Annotated in this window: 14 protein-coding genes; 7 read left to right on the plus strand and 7 right to left on the minus strand. The window is 61.5% G+C overall.

Annotated features, from left to right (window positions below; all coding sequences use genetic code 11):
• Positions 1–168: 168 nt before the first annotated feature.
• Positions 169–933, minus strand: coding sequence for a substrate-binding periplasmic protein (locus H2Z84_RS08405; protein ID WP_181835577.1), 765 nt, complete (start codon positions 931–933; stop codon positions 169–171).
• Between the two features lie 118 nt (positions 934–1,051).
• Here H2Z84_RS08405 and metH point away from each other — a divergent pair, with 118 nt between their 5' ends.
• Entirely contained in the window at positions 1,052–4,765 is a 3,714-nt protein-coding gene (gene metH / locus H2Z84_RS08410; protein WP_181835622.1) for a methionine synthase, read from the plus strand.
• A gap of 49 nt (positions 4,766–4,814) precedes the next feature.
• Here the strand turns inward: metH and H2Z84_RS08415 are convergent, their stop codons facing one another.
• Positions 4,815–5,882: a GGDEF domain-containing protein gene (locus H2Z84_RS08415; protein ID WP_181835578.1), complete on the minus strand. Its 1,068-nt coding sequence runs from the start codon at positions 5,880–5,882 to the stop codon at positions 4,815–4,817.
• A 293-nt stretch (positions 5,883–6,175) separates the two neighbouring features.
• On the opposite strand from H2Z84_RS08415, the gene H2Z84_RS08420 reads away from it, so the two are divergent.
• Positions 6,176–6,391, plus strand: coding sequence for an HP1242/YdcH family protein (locus tag H2Z84_RS08420; RefSeq protein WP_103525850.1), 216 nt, complete (start codon positions 6,176–6,178; stop codon positions 6,389–6,391).
• A 70-nt stretch (positions 6,392–6,461) separates the two neighbouring features.
• On the opposite strand, the gene H2Z84_RS08425 is transcribed toward H2Z84_RS08420, so the two are convergent.
• Both H2Z84_RS08425 and H2Z84_RS08430 read right to left on the minus strand, forming a co-directional pair.
• On the minus strand, positions 6,462–8,327 hold the full coding sequence (locus H2Z84_RS08425) for an ABC transporter ATP-binding protein (protein ID WP_181835579.1): 1,866 nt from the start codon (positions 8,325–8,327) through the stop codon (positions 6,462–6,464).
• 367 nt (positions 8,328–8,694) lie between these two features.
• On the minus strand, positions 8,695–9,711 hold the full coding sequence (locus H2Z84_RS08430) for a class I SAM-dependent rRNA methyltransferase (protein ID WP_181835580.1): 1,017 nt from the start codon (positions 9,709–9,711) through the stop codon (positions 8,695–8,697).
• A gap of 152 nt (positions 9,712–9,863) precedes the next feature.
• Here H2Z84_RS08430 and H2Z84_RS08435 point away from each other — a divergent pair, with 152 nt between their 5' ends.
• The 3 genes from H2Z84_RS08435 to H2Z84_RS08445 all read left to right on the plus strand — a co-directional run bounded on the left by H2Z84_RS08435 (position 9,864) and on the right by H2Z84_RS08445 (position 13,118).
• Positions 9,864–10,742, plus strand: a complete 879-nt coding sequence (locus H2Z84_RS08435) for an HD domain-containing phosphohydrolase (protein WP_181835581.1) — start codon at positions 9,864–9,866, stop codon at positions 10,740–10,742.
• Between the two features lie 126 nt (positions 10,743–10,868).
• Complete coding sequence (locus tag H2Z84_RS08440) at positions 10,869–12,104, plus strand: MFS transporter (protein WP_181835582.1); 1,236 nt, start codon at positions 10,869–10,871, stop codon at positions 12,102–12,104.
• 75 nt (positions 12,105–12,179) lie between these two features.
• A complete protein-coding gene (locus tag H2Z84_RS08445; RefSeq protein ID WP_181835583.1) occupies positions 12,180–13,118 on the plus strand; it encodes an alpha/beta hydrolase in 939 nt (312 codons plus the stop codon).
• On the opposite strand, the gene H2Z84_RS08450 is transcribed toward H2Z84_RS08445, so the two are convergent.
• The 3 genes from H2Z84_RS08450 to H2Z84_RS08460 all read right to left on the minus strand — a co-directional run bounded on the left by H2Z84_RS08450 (position 13,115) and on the right by H2Z84_RS08460 (position 14,736).
• Positions 13,115–13,630, minus strand: a complete 516-nt coding sequence (locus H2Z84_RS08450; RefSeq protein WP_103525856.1) for a M48 family metallopeptidase — start codon at positions 13,628–13,630, stop codon at positions 13,115–13,117. The genes H2Z84_RS08445 and H2Z84_RS08450 overlap by 4 nt on opposite strands.
• A gap of 50 nt (positions 13,631–13,680) precedes the next feature.
• Positions 13,681–14,217, minus strand: coding sequence for a GNAT family N-acetyltransferase (locus tag H2Z84_RS08455; RefSeq protein ID WP_103525857.1), 537 nt, complete (start codon positions 14,215–14,217; stop codon positions 13,681–13,683).
• A gap of 75 nt (positions 14,218–14,292) precedes the next feature.
• The gene (locus tag H2Z84_RS08460; protein WP_181835584.1) at positions 14,293–14,736 is read right to left on the minus strand and encodes an Lrp/AsnC family transcriptional regulator; all 444 of its coding nucleotides are present in this window, start codon (positions 14,734–14,736) and stop codon (positions 14,293–14,295) included.
• Between the two features lie 131 nt (positions 14,737–14,867).
• Here H2Z84_RS08460 and H2Z84_RS08465 point away from each other — a divergent pair, with 131 nt between their 5' ends.
• Entirely contained in the window at positions 14,868–15,500 is a 633-nt protein-coding gene (locus H2Z84_RS08465) for a LysE family translocator (RefSeq protein WP_258869339.1), read from the plus strand.
• Positions 15,501–15,586: 86 nt separating this feature from the next.
• Positions 15,587–16,018, plus strand: a complete 432-nt coding sequence (locus H2Z84_RS08470; RefSeq protein ID WP_181835585.1) for a carboxymuconolactone decarboxylase family protein — start codon at positions 15,587–15,589, stop codon at positions 16,016–16,018.
• Positions 16,019–16,025: the final 7 nt, after the last annotated feature.

Genomic DNA, 16,025 nt, shown 5'->3' on the forward strand with positions numbered 1-16,025 from the left:
CGGTGCACCCTGGCAGGTGTCGGGCCGGGAATGACTATTCGGCCGGAAAATCGCAAAAACCGCTACAGCGATAGTGCAACTTGCTGGTTTGGGGGGGGCGCTGACCGTCCGCATGGTGTTTGCAGCCGGGGCAAGCCGGCGGGCTTGCCCTGTTTCACGTGAAACAGCTTATTGCGTCTGCCATTCGTAGGCTTTGAGAATGGCTTTCAGCTTGCCGCTGCGGCGCATGGCTTCGATGCCCTGGTTCAGCTTGTCGGTGCTGACTGACGAGTTGGGTGCCACGGCACACATGGTGGGCATATAGGTCACCGTCATCGGGTGCTGTTTGAAAGCCCGCGCCTCCTGCGGATTGGTCTTGGCCCACCAGGCCAGCTCCAGTTCCGAGGAGATGGCGACATCGGTCAGTTTCTTTTGCAGTGATTTCACCAGCAGCTCCAGCCGTGATTCATCCACGCGCGTGGTGCGGCCCACTGCCCATAAATGCTCCAGTGTCGGATAGCTGTAGCCACGAATGGTGCCGATGCGCTTGCCAACCATTTCATCGGTCTGGTGCAGGTCGGGCATGTCTTTGAGCGATAGTGCCCGCTCTACCTGTGGATAGAATTCGCGTGTCCAGCCCAGGCGGGTGGCATTGCCATACCATTCCGGATTGGCATTGCACACAATATTGACCCTGCCAGCCTCAATGGTGCTTTCCACCCGCTTGCGGGCGATCACCACATACTGGGCTTTCAGTCCCAGTTCGCCGGCCAGTGCATCGCCCAGTTCCTTGGTGAGGCCGCCGGCCAGCGCCTGGTTATCCGGCGTCAGTACCACGATGGGCGGTGCGTCCGAATCCGACACCCCGATTTTCAGTATGCCGTTTGCTGCGGCTGCTTGTGCCAGTGCTGCTCCCGTCAACAGCGCCAGCCAGGTCTTATTCAAACGAACCATAAGCTTGTACTCTCTTCTTCTTAGTTAGTTGTCTGACAGTTCCAAACGCAATGGTAATATGATCGGCCGCACCTTGAGTGTGCCTTTTATCGATACAGCCAATTACAGCCTGTTTGCCATGACCAAAAACACCACCCACCCGGTATTTTCCCAGCTGTCGCAGCGCATCCTGATTCTGGATGGCGGCATGGGCACCATGATCCAGCGCCATGATCTGCAGGAAGCTGATTACCGTGGCGAGCGGTTCGCCGACTGGCCTTGTGACGTAAAAGGCAACAACGACCTGCTGGTATTAAGCCGGCCCGATGTGATCGGTGGCATTCACCAGGCCTATCTGGATGCCGGGGCCGACATCATTGAAACCAACACCTTCAATGCCACCTCGATTGCCATGGCCGACTACCAGATGGAAAGCCTGGTATGGGAAATCAACCATGCCGCGGCCCGGCTGGTAAAAGAGCTGTGTGTGGCCCAAACGGCAAAGAACCCGGCCAAGCCGCGCTTCTGCGCCGGCGTGCTGGGGCCCACCAACCGCACCGCCAGCATCAGCCCGGATGTGAACGATCCCGGTTATCGCAATGTCAGCTTTGACGAGCTGGTGAAGAGCTATACCGAGGCGATTGACGGCCTGGTGGCCGGTGGCGCGGACTTTCTGTTGGTTGAAACCATTTTCGACACCCTGAACGCCAAGGCGGCGGTGTTTGCCATCCACCAGTATTTTGATGATCACCCCGATATCGCCCGGCTGCCCATCATGGTGTCCGGCACCATTACCGACCAGTCCGGCCGTACGCTGACCGGTCAGACTACCGAGGCTTTCTACAATAGCCTGTCGCACGCCGATGCCCTGTCCTTTGGCCTCAACTGCGCGCTGGGACCGGACCTCTTGCGCCCCTATGTGGAAGAAATGTCCCGCGTATCCGCCACCTATGTGTCGGTGCACGCCAATGCCGGTCTGCCCAATGCCTTTGGTGGTTACGATCTGGAACCGGCCGCCATGGGCGAGTTCGTGCGCGAATGGGCCGAGTCCGGCCTGATTAATATCGTTGGCGGCTGTTGTGGCACCACGCCCGACCATATCGCCGCCATTGCCCGTGCGGTGGATGGCATTGCCCCGCGCGCCTTGCCGGACATCGAGAAAAAGTGCCGCCTGTCCGGGCTGGAGCCCTTCAACATCGGCGACAAGGACCTGTTCGTCAATGTCGGTGAGCGTACCAATGTCACCGGCAGCCGCGCCTTTGCCAAGCTGATCCTGAATGGCGACTACGCCACCGCGCTGGACGTGGCGCGGCAGCAGGTGGAAAACGGCGCGCAGATCATCGACATCAATATGGACGAAGGCATGCTGGACGCGCTGGCGGCCATGGATCGCTTCCTCAAGCTGATCGCCGCCGAGCCGGACATCGCCCGCGTGCCCATCATGATTGACTCCTCCAAGTGGGAGGTGATCGAGGCTGGCCTCAAGTGCATCCAGGGCAAGGGCATCGTCAACTCTATCTCCATGAAGGAAGGCGTCGCCAAGTTCAAGGAGCAGGCACGGCTGTTGCGCCGCTATGGCGCGGCGGTGATCGTGATGGCCTTTGATGACAAGGGCCAGGCGGATACATACGCCCGCAAGGTGGAAATCTGCGAAAAGAGCTATCGCATTCTGGTGGACGAGGTGGGTTATCCGCCGGAAGACATCATCTTCGACCCCAATATCTTTGCCGTGGCTACCGGCATCGAAGAACACGCCCGCTACGGCCTCGACTTCATCGAGGCCACCGGCTGGATCAAGCAAAACCTGCCGCACGCCAAGATTTCCGGTGGCGTGTCCAATGTGTCCTTCTCCTTCCGTGGCAATAACAAGGTGCGCGAAGCCATCCATGCGGTGTTCCTCTACCACGCCATCCAGCGTGGCATGACCATGGGCATCGTCAATGCCGGTGCGCTGGAAGTGTATGACGAAGTCGACAAGGAGCTGCGTGAACGCATCGAAGACGTGGTGCTGATGCGCCCCCTGGCCGATGGCGCGGATGCCACGGAAAACCTGATCAATCTGGCCGAGAAGTTCAAGGGCGAAGCCGCCGGCGAGAAAAAGGTGGAAGACCTGGCCTGGCGCGAATGGCCGGTGGAAAAGCGGCTGGAGCATGCGCTGGTCAAGGGCATCACCACCTTTATCGTGGAAGACACCGAAGAAGTCCGCCTCAAGTGCGCGCGCCCCATTCATGTGATTGAAGGTCCGCTGATGGACGGCATGAACGTGGTGGGCGACCTGTTCGGCGCCGGCAAGATGTTCCTGCCGCAGGTGGTGAAATCCGCCCGGGTGATGAAGGCCGCCGTGGCGCATCTGGAGCCCTTCATCGAGGAAGAGAAGATCCGCATGGGTCTGGCCGATGCGCCGGCCAAGGGGGTCATCATCATGGCCACGGTCAAGGGCGATGTGCACGACATCGGCAAGAACATCGTGGGTGTGGTGCTGCGCTGTAACAACTACAAGGTGATCGACCTGGGCGTGATGGTGCCGTGCCAGACCATCCTGGACGCCGCGCGCGAACACAAGGCCGACATCATCGGCTTGTCCGGCCTGATCACCCCGTCACTGGAAGAAATGAGCCATGTGGCCAAGGAAATGCAGCGCCAGGGCTTTGATATTCCGCTGCTGATTGGTGGCGCTACCACTTCCAAGGTGCACACGGCGGTGAAGATTGCGCCGCACTACCAGCACCCGGTGATTTATGTGCCGGATGCCAGCCGTGCGGTGGGGGTGTGCTCCAACCTGCTGTCCGACACCTTGCGCGATGCCTTTGTGGCCGAAGTGGCTGCCGAGTACCAGCGTGCCCGCGAAGGTCATGCCAACAAGGCCAACCGCAAGGTGGTGAGCCTGGAGGTAGCCCGTGCCAACAAGCAAAAAACCGACTGGGCCAGCTATGTGCCGCCACAGCCGCAGTGGCTGGGTGTGCGCCGCTTCGAAAACTACCCGCTGGCGGACATCGCTGCCATCATCGACTGGACGCCATTCTTCCAGAGCTGGGAGCTGGCAGGTCGTTTCCCGTGCATTCTGGATGATGAAATCGTTGGCGAATCGGCGCGCAGCCTGTATGCCGATGCCCAGGTGATGTTGCGGCAGATCATCGAGGAAAACTGGCTGTCTGCCAGCGCTGTCATCGGTCTGTTCCCGGCCGCCAGCGTTAACGATGACGATATCGATATCCGCAGTGTGGATGGCCACAGCAGCCAGATGACCTGGGTGGGCCTGCGCCAGCAGCTGCCGAAAATGGATGGCAAGCCCAATTGGGCGCTGGCCGACTATATCGCCCCGGCCGACAGCGGCGTGCAGGACTATATCGGTGCGTTTGCGGTGACGGCCGGCATCGGCATCGAGCCGCACGTGGCCCGTTTCGAGGCGGCCAACGATGACTACTCGGCCATTCTGCTCAAGGCGCTGGCCGACCGTCTGGCCGAAGCCTTTGCCGAACTGATGCACCAGCGGGTACGCCGCGAATTCTGGGGCTATGCCGCTGACGAGACGCTGAGCAATGAGCAGCTGATCGACGAGGAATACCGCGGCATCCGCCCGGCTCCGGGCTATCCGGCCTGTCCGGATCATACGGTCAAGAAGGCGCTGTTTGCCTTGCTGGATGCGCCGGGCATCGGCATGACCCTGACCGAAGGCTATGCCATGCTGCCGACTGCCGCTGTCTCTGGCTTCTATTTCAGCCATCCGGATGCGCGCTACTTCGGCGTGGGCAAGCTGGAAAAGGATCAGGTGCAAAGTTACGCCCAGCGCCGTGGCGTGTCGCTGGAGCAGGCCGAGCGGGATCTGGCACCGAATCTGGGCTACGACGCCTGATCGACTGTCTGCCAGTAAAAAAGCCGCCGGTGGGCGGCTTTTTTGTGGGCTAGCTCGCCTGGACCAGTGTTTGCTGTGGCACCGGGTGGCCACAGGGCAGGGCCAGTACAAAGCCATTCTTGCCACGGTGCTTGGCCTGGTATAGCGCCGCATCGGCCTGGCGCAGGGCTGCGGTCAGGCCGATGCGGCCATCCATCAGCACGATGCCGATGCTGATGGACAGCCGCCGTTGCTCCACGCTGCAGGTATTCACCCGGTGTATCAGCTGGCCAGCCAGTTCGCTGACGCGCTGGCTGTCCAGCAGCCGGGTGAACAGGCCGAACTCCTCGCCGCCCAGCCGCCCGCACAGGGCCACGTCGGGATGTCCGCTCAGTTGCTGGGCCACTTGTTGCAGCACCTGATCGCCAGCTTCATGGCCGAAGTCGTCATTGACGCTCTTGAAGTCGTCGATATCCACCATCAGGAAATGACCGTGCTGCGCCGGATACCAGGCTTGCAGCTTTTCCAGCAGGCTGCGGCGGTTGTCGATGCCGGTGAGGGCATCCTGAAAGGCCAGCGCTTCCAGGTCACGGCGCAGATGATAGCCACGTAGCCGCAGGCGGCGAAACAGGATGTTGAGCATCAGGCCCGAGGCCAGCGTGACCAGGGTCAGCAGGGCAATCAGCGTATCTTGTTGCCATAGCCGCCGGTCATCCAGTGTGCCTTGCAGCAAAATGGCCCAGACACAGCCGCTGGCCAGCATGAAGCAATATGAGCTGTGGAAAACCGGTGCCATGGTGAGGGTGATGCATACCGCAATCGAGGTGCTCCACAAGCTGGTATTGCTGACAAACAGCATGTTCAGACGGAAACCCAGCGCCAGACCGCACAGGTTCAGCAGCATGCCCAGCAGCAGGGTGTGGCGGTGACTGGCATTCAGCGACAGCACGGTACCGGCCAGCATGATCAGGCAGACCAGCACGGTGTTGGCGGCGTCGACCTGCTGGTGTGGGTGGCTGAGCAGCAGGGAAGCCAGCCAGGATAGCTCCCCCAGCAGCTGTGTCCATACTGCGATGGGCCGCAGCTCGAGAAAGGATTGATGCTGGAAATCTGCATCGCCAGCATAAAGGTACTTCATGGGGCCTCCTTGCAACGCGGCGACAGCGGAGGCTGCCACTCCGGGGACATCGCAGCATCGTGGCGGCTCGGTCCAGGGTGGTCGACTGGACCTATGTGCAGGCGGTGGCGGCGCGGAGCCGATATCCTGCCTGCCGTGTACTCTTGCATCCGGACTTGGGCGGTGCACAATGGCCGGATGTCTGTTACCGGCGCATATGCCTTAGATCAAGAAAGCAGACTGGTGTCGGGGCTAGCATGAAGTTGTAGTCAGGTGGCATGCGCGCCACCCCACCCACCCATCAGGAGAAGCCGATGTTCCCAGAATTCCGTGATCTGATCAGTAAACTGAAAACCGAAGACGACCACTTCAGCCGCCTGTTCAACAAGCACAATGAACTGGACCAGAAGATCAAGAATATCGAGGCTGCCATCGAAAAGGGCAGCCAGCAGGAGGTGGAGGTGCTGAAAAAGGAAAAGCTCAAGCTTAAGGATGAGCTATACGTGATCCTGAAAAAAGCCGAAGCCTGATATCCGGCATCGGCCATAAAAAAACCCGCCAGTTGGCGGGTTTTTGTTTGTGGCAGGCAGGATGGTGGCATCAGGCCGGGTCCAGCTCTCCCGGACGGACCTCCTCGTCGACTTCCTCTCCCAGAAAACCGCCGCTCTGGTGTGCCCACAGCCGGGCATACAGGCCGCCCTTGGCCAGCAGGCTGGCATGGTCGCCTTCTTCCACCACTCGGCCCTTGTCCAGCACGATCAGCCGGTCCATGGCGGCGATGGTGGACAGGCGGTGAGCGATGGCCACCACGGTTTTGCCCTCCATCAGCCGGTACAGGCTGCTCTGGATGGCGGCTTCCACTTCCGAGTCCAGTGCGCTGGTGGCTTCATCCAGCAGCAGGATCGGCGCATCTTTCAGCATCACCCGGGCAATGGCCACGCGCTGACGCTGGCCGCCGGACAGTTTGACGCCGCGCTCACCCACATGGGCATCGTAGCCGCGGCGGCCCTTGGGGTCGGTCAGGGCCTGGATGAAATCATGCGCCTCGGCCTGCTTGGCGGCATGGATCATGGCTTCGTCGCCGGCATCCGGCCTGCCGTATAGCAGGTTGTCGCGTACCGAGCGGTGCAACAGCGAGGTATCCTGCGTCACCATGCCGATCTGCGCGCGCAGGCTGTCCTGGGTCACCGTGGCAATATCCTGGCCGTCGATCAGGATGCGGCCCTGCTCGATGTCGTAAAAACGCAGCATCAGGTTGACGATGGTGGACTTGCCGGCACCGCTGCGGCCGACCAGGCCGATTTTCTCGCCGGGGCGAATGGTGAGGCTCAGCCCGTCGACAATGGTGCGTTCGCCACCATAGGAAAAGCTGACATTGTCGAAGCGTATCTCGCCACGCGCCACCTGCAGCGCTGGCGCATCCGGCTGGTCGACAATGGCGACTGGCCGCGACAGGGTGCTGATGCCGTCGTGCACGGTACCGATATTTTCGAACAGGCTGGACATCTCCCACATGATCCAGTGCGACACGCCATTGAGCCGCAAGGCCATGGCCGTGGCGGCGGCTACGGCACCAATGCCCACCTGGCCCTGGGTCCACAGCCACAGCGTGGCACCGGCGGTGCTGGCAATCAGCCCCATGCTGAGAATGTGGTTGGCGATTTCAAAGCCGCTGACCAGGCGCATCTGGCCATAGGCCGTCTGCATGAATTCCTGCATCGCACTTTTGGTGAAGGCGGCCTCGCGCTGCCCCTGGGCAAACAGCTTGACCGTGGCGATATTGGTATAGGCATCGGTCACGCGGCCGGTCATCAGCGAGCGGGCATCGGCCTGGCGGGCCGAGGCCTTGCCCAGCCGTGGCACGAAGAAGGCCAGGGTGGCGACGTACAGCAGCAGCCAGCCGATGAAGGGCAGCAGCAGGCTGCGATCAAAGCTGCCGACCACGGCCACCATGGTGATGAAGTAGATCACCACAAACACCAGGATGTCGGTGATGATCAGTACCGTGTCACGCACCGCCAGCGCGGTCTGCATCACCTTGGCGGCCACCCGGCCGGCAAATTCATCCTGATAAAAGCTCATGCTTTGCCCCAGCAGATGGCGGTGAAACTGCCAGCGCAGGCGCATGGGGAAATTGCCGAACAGACTCTGGTATTTGAACATGGCCTGCAGGGCGATCAGCAGCGGGCTGGCCAGCAGGATGCCGCCCAGCAACAGCAGGTGATGACGCTCCTGGGTCCATAGCTGTGATGGCGCCACATGGCTGAGCCAGTCGACAATGGAGCCCAGCATGGAGAACAGCAGGGCCTCGAAGGCGCCGATGAGCGATGTCAGCAGGGTCATGCACAGGATATAAGGGCGCATGCCGCTGGTGGCGGACCAGACAAAGGCCAGAAAACCCTTGGGGGGTTGGACGGGAGGAGTATCCGGGTAGACGTCTACCCGCTTTTCAAACCAGGAAAACATAAAGATCGTCCTTGTCGGGACCGGCGGTCCGTTGAGGTTGTATGGGTGTATGACGATAGCTTGAAGCGAAGCGATCAGCAATGCTTTTTTTGCATGGCTGGATTCTGACCTACCGCCAGCGTTGCGGCTAGCTCGGCGCAGCTGACAAAACCCCTGCTGCTGCGTTACCCCCTTGGTACTGCCTGCCTCTGCGCGCCTTGCTCCTGGGGGGGCACGCTATTTTGTTAGCCACTTTTAGTGGGCTTTGCGTGCCGGCAGTTCCTGGCGCAGTGTTGTTGTTTTGTCCGGAGGAGAGCAGAAGCGAGGATGGGCAGAAACAATACTGCCCGGCCGAGCGGGTCGGCCGGGCAGTCTGGCTCCATGGCAATCAGACGTGCAGCAGCACGATCTTCAGCGGATGCTGGCCATCGGCGCTGGGGAAATCCTGCTCCGGGGTAATCCATTCCACTTCGTGAATGGTGCGGCCGGCTTTTTCCGCGCTGCGCTTGAGCGATTCCAGCCAGGCATTGCCGTCAACCTGGGCCACATTATTGCAGCAGATCAGCATGCCGCCTTCGGCGGTGCACAGCAGGGCCGGCTTGAACAGCGCCTGGTAGTCGTTGATCAGGTCGACCACGCCGAAGGGGCTCTTGGCGTAACGCGGCGGGTCGAGGAAGACCAGATCAAACTGGCGGGCTTCCAGGGCCGGGAAGGGAGGCATTTTCTTGCCACGCACCATCTTGGGCTGGCCGATGCCGGACAGCTGGCGCAAGGCGGCAAAGGCATCGCTCTGCACGCAGCGTGGACGGGTGGCCAGGCTGTTGAGCTTGGCATTGGCGCGGCCGACGGCCAGGCTGGATTCGGCAAAATCCACGTTCAGCACAAACTGTGCACCACCCTTGGCGGCAGCCAGGCCGACACCGCAGGTGTAGGCGAACAGATTGAGCACGCTTTTGCCTTCGGCCAGCTGCATCACGCGGCGGCGGCCGGCGCGCAGGTCGAGAAACAGCCACGGGTCCTGGCCGCTGTGGCGACCACGAATGTGGTAGCGGATGCCCAGCTCATGGGCAACGCGGTTTTCTTCGGCCACGGCTTGTTCGGGCAGGCTCAGGGTGTTGTTGATGCGGGAATTCTTGCCGCTGCGGTCGTTGTAGACCAGCTGCAATTCCGGCAGCAGGCCGGCGTAGAAGCTGCGGATTTCGTCCAGCTCGGCATCTTCCAGGCTCTGGTGGAAGCTTTGCACCAGCAGCAGGTCGCCGTAGCGGTCTACCGTCAGGCCGGCCACGCCTTCCACGCTGCCATGGAACAGGCGGTAAGTATTGGTATCTTCGGCGATCAGGCGGCTAACAAGATCACTGCGGCGGTCGGCTGCTGCTTGCAGCAGGGCGCTCAGGGAGTCGGACATGGAATGCTTTCTTTCTGGAATGGCTGCAATTGTAAGCCCTGTAGTGGAATGCCTCAAAAATTAGCGCTAAGTTGTAAGAATTCATTGGCATAGTCGACCCATGACAGACAGCCAGATCTGGGCCAGCGCATGGCCACTTAGCGGAGCACAGCATGCAGGCAGCACAAGAATTACTGAAAACCCTCTACACCATGGCGATGATGGTGGAGACCCGCGATGCCTATACCGGTGGCCATTTGTGGCGGGTATCGCGTTTTTCCGGCCTGCTGGCACAGGAGCTGGCGCTGCCCCGCGGCGAAGTGCTACGCATCATGCTGGGTGGTTTTCTGCATGATCTGGGCAAGATCGGCGTGCCGGATGCCATTCTCAACAAGCGCGACCGCCTGACTGACGACGAGTACGCGGTCATCAAGACCCATCCACAGCAGGGGGCGGATCTGCTGCGCGAACATCCGCTGGCGGCGCTGGCGATGGACGCGGTGCTGATGCATCACGAAACGCCGGACGGGCGTGGCTATCCGGCTGGCCTGCAAGGTGAGGCCATTCCGCTGGTCGCCCGTATCGTCGGCATTGCCGATGCCTTTGACGCCATGACCAGCCACCGGCCCTACCGTGCCGGCATGCCAGTTTCCCGTGCGCTCGACATCATCCGCGATCATCTGGGCAGTCAGTTTGACCGTGCCTGCGGCGAGCGCTTTATCGCGCTGGGCGAGGCCGGCAAGCTGGAGCATATCGTCGGCCATAGCGAGGCGGGCATTCCCATGCAAAGCTGCCTGGCTTGCGGCCCCATCATCGCCATTCCGCGCCGCATGCATGACGGTGCCTCCGTGCATTGTCCCTCCTGTGGCGGCGAGTACCAGTTGAGTCGGCAGCGGCAGACGCTGGCTCTGGCACCCACTGGCCGGCGTGATCCGCTGCAGGTGCAGCGACCCGCAGTGGACCACGAACTGGTGGCCGAACTGGTACAGGAGGCTTCTGCCTGCCTGCAGCCGGTACGACAGGCTGGCTGGCTGGCGCGGCTGTTTGCCTGAGCCCGGCCCGGGGCGCGGCGATTGTGTCAGCGTCTGTTAAGCACGGGATGTAAGGCTAGAGTTACAGCCGTTTAGTCGGTAGGCTTGATCTCTTTGTCATGGCCGGTCCGGCCGTTTTTGCCCCTGATGAACGACGCTTCTGCATCCCTGCGGCATTGCCGCCCTTTCTGGCAGTTCTGGTCGGCCCGCGTGCTGCTGACTGCCGGTTTTCAAATCCTTACCGTGGCTATTGGCTGGCAGGTGTATGCCCTGACCGGCAGTGCCCTCGACCTGGGGCTGGTGGGACTACTGCAATTTCTGCCGCGGGTGCTCCTGGTGCTGGTGACCGGAGTGGTGTCTGACCGCTTTGATCGCCGCCGGGTGGTAGCCATCAGCCTGTTTATCCAGTCGCTGGCTGCGCTGACTTTGCTGCTGGGCAATCTCGGCATGGGCTGGCAGGTCAGCCGCGCGCTGATCTTCGCCCTGTCGGTGGTGGTGGGCTGCTGCCGCGCCTTTGACATGCCCGCCATGCAGTCGCTGCTACCCAATATCGTGCCGCCTCGCTTGCTGGGGCAGGCCATTGCCATGGCGGCCTCGGCCAATGAGGCAGCCACCATCATCGCGCCGGCGCTGGGCGGTTTCCTGTATGCCGTGGGTGCCGAACTGACCTATGGCCTGTCGGCCGCCTGTTTTCTGGCCTGCCTGGTGCTGGTCAGCCTGCTGCCCTCCAGCCGGGTGCTCCCCACCGGCCAGCGGGTGTCGCTGGATTCCTTGCTGATGGGCGTGCGCTTCATTCGCAGCCGGCCGGATATTCTGGGGGCGATTTCGCTGGACCTGTTTGCCGTACTGTTGGGTGGGGCGACCGCCTTGCTGCCAGTGTTTGCCCGCGACATCCTGCTGACCGGGCCATGGGGTCTGGGCCTGCTGCGTTCGGCCCCGGCCGCCGGGGCGCTGCTGATGTCGGTGTGGCTGATGCGTCATCCGATACGTCGTCGCTCCGGGCATATCATGTTTGCTGCGGTTGCCGTGTTTGGCCTGGCCACCATCCTGTTCGGTCTGTCACGTTCCTTTCCGCTGTCCTTGCTGGCGCTGATGCTGCTGGGCTCGGCCGATGTCATCAGCGTGGTGATTCGTGGCACGCTGGTGCAGCTGGAAACACCGGATGACATGCGTGGCCGGGTGAATTCGGTGAACTCGCTGTTCATTGGTGCCTCCAACCAGCTTGGCGAGTTCGAATCCGGTGTCACGGCGGCCTGGTTGGGAACCGTGCCGGCCGTGGTGCTGGGCGGAGCGGGCACCTTGCTGGTGGTGCTGCTGTGGATGCGCTGGTTTCCGCAACTCGCCCGGCGTGACCAGCTGGTATCCAGTCCTGAAACCGTCTGAGCTGGCACATTTAATGACTTTGGTATATTAATGTGCGGCAAACGCTGAAGTTTGCCCAAGTCAGGAGAAGTACACATGCATGCAGTCAGCCCCAAGCTGACCGACTGGTTGTACCAGCTCAACCAGCTCATCGGCCGCCTGCGCGACAGCGGCTACAAGCCCACCGCCATCGGTGCCCGCGAGGCGCTGGCCAATGTCACCCGCAGCTTGGTCAGTGCCGGGCCGGACATTGCCTGGGTCAATGATGAAATCGTCCATGGCCGCGACTACAGCGTGCCGGTACGTATCTACCATCCGGCACCGGGCGAGGCACGACCAGTGCTGCTGTTTCTGCATGGTGGCGGCCATACCGCCGGCAGTGTCAGCGTATACGACCCCATCAGCCGCCGGCTGGCGGCGGCCACCGGCCATATCGTGGTGGTGCCGGAATACCGGCTGGCTCCGGAAAACCCCTATCCGGCAGCACTGCATGATGCTTATGCCGCTGCCCGTGGCGTGTTTGCTGCGCTCAGTGCACGCCAGCTGCCATTTCTGCCAAGCCTGTCGCTGATCGGTGATTCTGCCGGTGCGGCGCTGGCGGCTACGGTGAGTGCGCGCGCGCAACATGATACCGCCTTGCAGATTGCTGCCCAGGTGCTGATCTATCCCAGCCTGGACTACAGCATGAGCCTGCCGTCGATTAGCGAGAATGGCGAAGGCTATTTCCTCAACAGCGATCGCATTGCCTGGTATTTCGACAATTATTTCCAGCATGGTGAAGACCGGCTGGCGGCGTCGCCCTTGCACATGGCGATGACCGAGCGGCTACCGGCCACCCTGGTGGTATCGGCGGGTTTTGATCCGCTGCGCGACGAAGCGCTGAGCTACCTGGATAGATTGCGCACGGCAGGCGTGCCGCACCAGCATCTGCATTTTGATGACCTGGTGCATGCCTTCCTCAATATGGAGCAGCTGGTGGCGGACGAGTGCGTCCAGACTTACCAGCAGATCGCCGCCTTCCTCGACCGCAACTAGCGCGGAGCCGGGCTGGCGGCTGGCTCCAGTTCGCGCAGGGTCAGCCACAGCCGGGTATCAAATTCCAGCTGGTGATAAGCCGGCTCCATATGGCAGCACAGCTGATAGAAGGCCTTGTCGTGGTTTTTCTCGCGCAGATGGGAAAGCTCGTGAACGACGATCATGCGCAGGAAGGGCTCGGGTGCGTCGCGGAACAGCGTGGCAATGCGGATTTCGTGCTTGGCCTTGAGCTTGCTGCCCTGCACCCGCGAGATCTGGGTATTGGTGCCCAGCGTCCCTTTTACCGGGTGCTGGCGATTGTCGTACAGCACCTTGGTGGGCGCCGGGGCATTTTTCAGATAGCGCTGTTTCAGCTCGCTGACATACTGGTACAGCGCGTTATCGCTCTGCACGGCGTGGCTGTCGGGATAGCGGCTGGCCAGCCAGTTGCCCAGGCTGCCGTCGTCCAGACGGGCCTGGACCTGGGCGAGCAGGCTGGGTGGGTAGTGCAGCAGGTATTTGAGGGCAGACATGGCGCCAGTTTAGCAAAGCCGGCGCGGCACTGTCGCAAGAGGCCTGCTGTTTATGCCTGGACGGCGGCCAGTTGTGCCGGCTGCGCCCAGCGATAGCACAGGGCAATGGCCTTGCGTCCGTCCGGTGCCAGTACGTTCTCGCGGTCTACCATTTCCCCGCCCATGCGGCTGTAAAACCGCCGTGCCTCGCTATTGGCCTCGTATACCCACAGGTGCATAGGCCGGCCCGGCTGCAGGGTGTCGGCCTGCGCTGCGGCGGCCTGCAGCAGGCTGCGGCCAACGCCACGGCCTTGCTGACCGGGCAGTACGTGCAGATTATCCAGCAGCAGGCCACGCTCGGTTTCGCCATCCGGCAACAGGCAGACAAAGCCCACCGGCTCGCCTTCCCACAGGGCCAGCAGCACCCACAGATGATTGTCGTAATGGAAACGGCGGGTCCACATAGTGTGGCGCTCGGTGGGGGCAACGTGGTCGAGATAGTCGTCGGACAGAATGGTGCGGTAGCTGTGCTGCCAGCTTTCGGTATGCAGCCGGGCAATCAGTCCGGCATCGTCAAAGGTGGCAACACGCAGGGTCAGCGAGGTCATGGGGCTTGGCTAGGGGCTAGGGATACCGGCATTTTACGACAGCCAGATGACATTAAGGTTCGCTTTACATGGCAATTAACGCGGCGTGCGCAAAGGGCGCGCAGCAATCGGGGTGGACAGGATGATGGAGGTGCGGGTTTCGCCCAGATGATTCACCCGTGCCACCAGTGTTTCCAGATGGCCGACATCGCGTGCCAGCAGGCGGAACAGATAGGAATCGGCCCCGGTAACATGGTGGCACTCCAGCACTTCCGGCATGTCCTCCAGTAATTGCAGCAGTTTTTTCTTGTAGGGCTGCGCCACGGTAATGCCCACCATGGCCGACAAGGTGTAACCAGCTTTGGCGGGCGACAGCCGGGCGTGGTAGCCCTGGATCACCCCGGCTTCTTCCAGCCGTTTTACCCGTTCGGACACGGCGGGCACCGACATTTCCACCGCGCGGGCCAGCTCGGTCAGTGACAGCCGTGCGTCCTGCTGCAGGCATTCCAGAATCTTCCAAGCCTTGCTGTCGATTTCCATTAGCGCCCCTTTATGGTCGAAATGCATTCTGGCTTTAATTTATCAGTTATATGCATGGGTTTGCCTGAAAAAAACCATGTCAGCCAGCTGGCTGGCCGGGCAGACTGGCTGTTCTTGTCAGGAGTCCTCTCATGCATATGTTGATCTTGTTTGCCCAAGCCCTGTTGCTGGGGCTGGCCATTGCCGCTCCGCTAGGCCCCATCGGCCTGCTGTGTATCGACCGCAGCTTGCGTCAGGGACCGTGGGTGGGGCTGGCCACCGGGCTGGGCGCGGCGACGGCCGACGCACTGTATGCCACCTTGGGCGCGCTGGGCCTGAGTGCGCTGATTCAGCAGCTGACGGCGCTGGCCCTGCCGCTGGCGGTAGCCGGCAGCCTGCTGTTGTCATGGATGGGGCTGGGCATGTTGCGGCGGCATGCGGCAAGCGAGGCCGCCCGGGTGGCAAGTGCCCATGGCTGGTGCAGTGCCTGGGCATCGGCGCTGCTGCTGACCTTGAGCAATCCCATGACCATCTTGTCTTTTCTGGCCGTGTTCGCCAGCCTGTCCGGCCATGCCGCGCCGAGTAGGTCCGAAGCCCTGCTGATGGTTGCCGGTGTATTTGCTGGCTCGGCACTATGGTGGTGTGTGTTGGCTTTCGGGGCTGGCCGCTTGCTGGGCCGACTGGGAGAGGCCGGGCGGCAGCGCATCGATATCGTCTGTGGCCTGTTGCTGCTGGGTATGGGCTTGCTGATGCTGTGGCGTGCGCTGGCCGCCCTGGCGAGATAGTGGTTCCTTGTCTGGCGATAAAAGTGGATCTGTAATAGGGCCATTGCCGGATGAATAATACCGGCTTGCCCTCAGGAGAAACCGTCATGTCCAGCCTGCGTCAGCCTTATGTCGAATTGTCCGGTCCCGCCTTGCAGCATTTGCGTGCCATCAAGAAACTGCTGGAAGACAGCCCCTTGGGGCGTAATCTTGTGGAACTGGTGTATTTGCGTGTGTCGCAGCTGAATGGCTGCGCCTTTTGTCTGGACATGCATGCCCGGGCCTTACGCAACGGCGGGGAAAACAATGCCCGGCTGGATACGCTGGCCGGCTGGCGGTTGAGCCCGCATTTTTCGGCAGCCGAGCAAGCCGCGCTGGCCTGGGCCGAAGCGCTGACCGATATTGCCGCCAGCCAGGCGGCCGATGCCGTGTATCAGCCCTTGCTGCAGCATTTTTCTGCGCAGGAAATCTGCGACCTGACCATGGCCATCGCCAGCATGAATGCGCTGAACCGCCTGGCCATCGCCATGCGGCAATAAGGAGACA

This window comes from Aquitalea aquatica, assembly GCF_013911085.1.
Classification (GTDB): Bacteria; Pseudomonadota; Gammaproteobacteria; order Burkholderiales; family Chromobacteriaceae; genus Aquitalea; species Aquitalea aquatica.

Excerpts from the sequence above, each read along its gene's own strand:
- H2Z84_RS08455 (WP_103525857.1), bottom strand. The coding sequence starts at position 14,217 with ATGACCTCGCTGACCCTGCGTGTTGCCACCTTTGACGATGCCGGACTG.
- H2Z84_RS08415 (WP_181835578.1), bottom strand. The coding sequence starts at position 5,882 with ATGAAGTACCTTTATGCTGGCGATGCAGATTTCCAGCATCAATCCTTT.
- H2Z84_RS08435 (WP_181835581.1), top strand. The coding sequence starts at position 9,864 with ATGCAGGCAGCACAAGAATTACTGAAAACCCTCTACACCATGGCGATG.
- H2Z84_RS08405 (WP_181835577.1), bottom strand. The coding sequence starts at position 933 with ATGGTTCGTTTGAATAAGACCTGGCTGGCGCTGTTGACGGGAGCAGCA.
- H2Z84_RS08430 (WP_181835580.1), bottom strand. The coding sequence starts at position 9,711 with ATGTCCGACTCCCTGAGCGCCCTGCTGCAAGCAGCAGCCGACCGCCGC.
- H2Z84_RS08425 (WP_181835579.1), bottom strand. The coding sequence starts at position 8,327 with ATGTTTTCCTGGTTTGAAAAGCGGGTAGACGTCTACCCGGATACTCCT.
- metH (WP_181835622.1), top strand. The coding sequence starts at position 1,052 with ATGACCAAAAACACCACCCACCCGGTATTTTCCCAGCTGTCGCAGCGC.
- H2Z84_RS08460 (WP_181835584.1), bottom strand. The coding sequence starts at position 14,736 with ATGGAAATCGACAGCAAGGCTTGGAAGATTCTGGAATGCCTGCAGCAG.
- H2Z84_RS08440 (WP_181835582.1), top strand. The coding sequence starts at position 10,869 with ATGAACGACGCTTCTGCATCCCTGCGGCATTGCCGCCCTTTCTGGCAG.
- H2Z84_RS08450 (WP_103525856.1), bottom strand. The coding sequence starts at position 13,630 with ATGTCTGCCCTCAAATACCTGCTGCACTACCCACCCAGCCTGCTCGCC.
- H2Z84_RS08465 (WP_258869339.1), top strand. The coding sequence starts at position 14,868 with ATGCATATGTTGATCTTGTTTGCCCAAGCCCTGTTGCTGGGGCTGGCC.
- H2Z84_RS08420 (WP_103525850.1), top strand. The coding sequence starts at position 6,176 with ATGTTCCCAGAATTCCGTGATCTGATCAGTAAACTGAAAACCGAAGAC.
- H2Z84_RS08445 (WP_181835583.1), top strand. The coding sequence starts at position 12,180 with ATGCATGCAGTCAGCCCCAAGCTGACCGACTGGTTGTACCAGCTCAAC.
- H2Z84_RS08470 (WP_181835585.1), top strand. The coding sequence starts at position 15,587 with ATGTCCAGCCTGCGTCAGCCTTATGTCGAATTGTCCGGTCCCGCCTTG.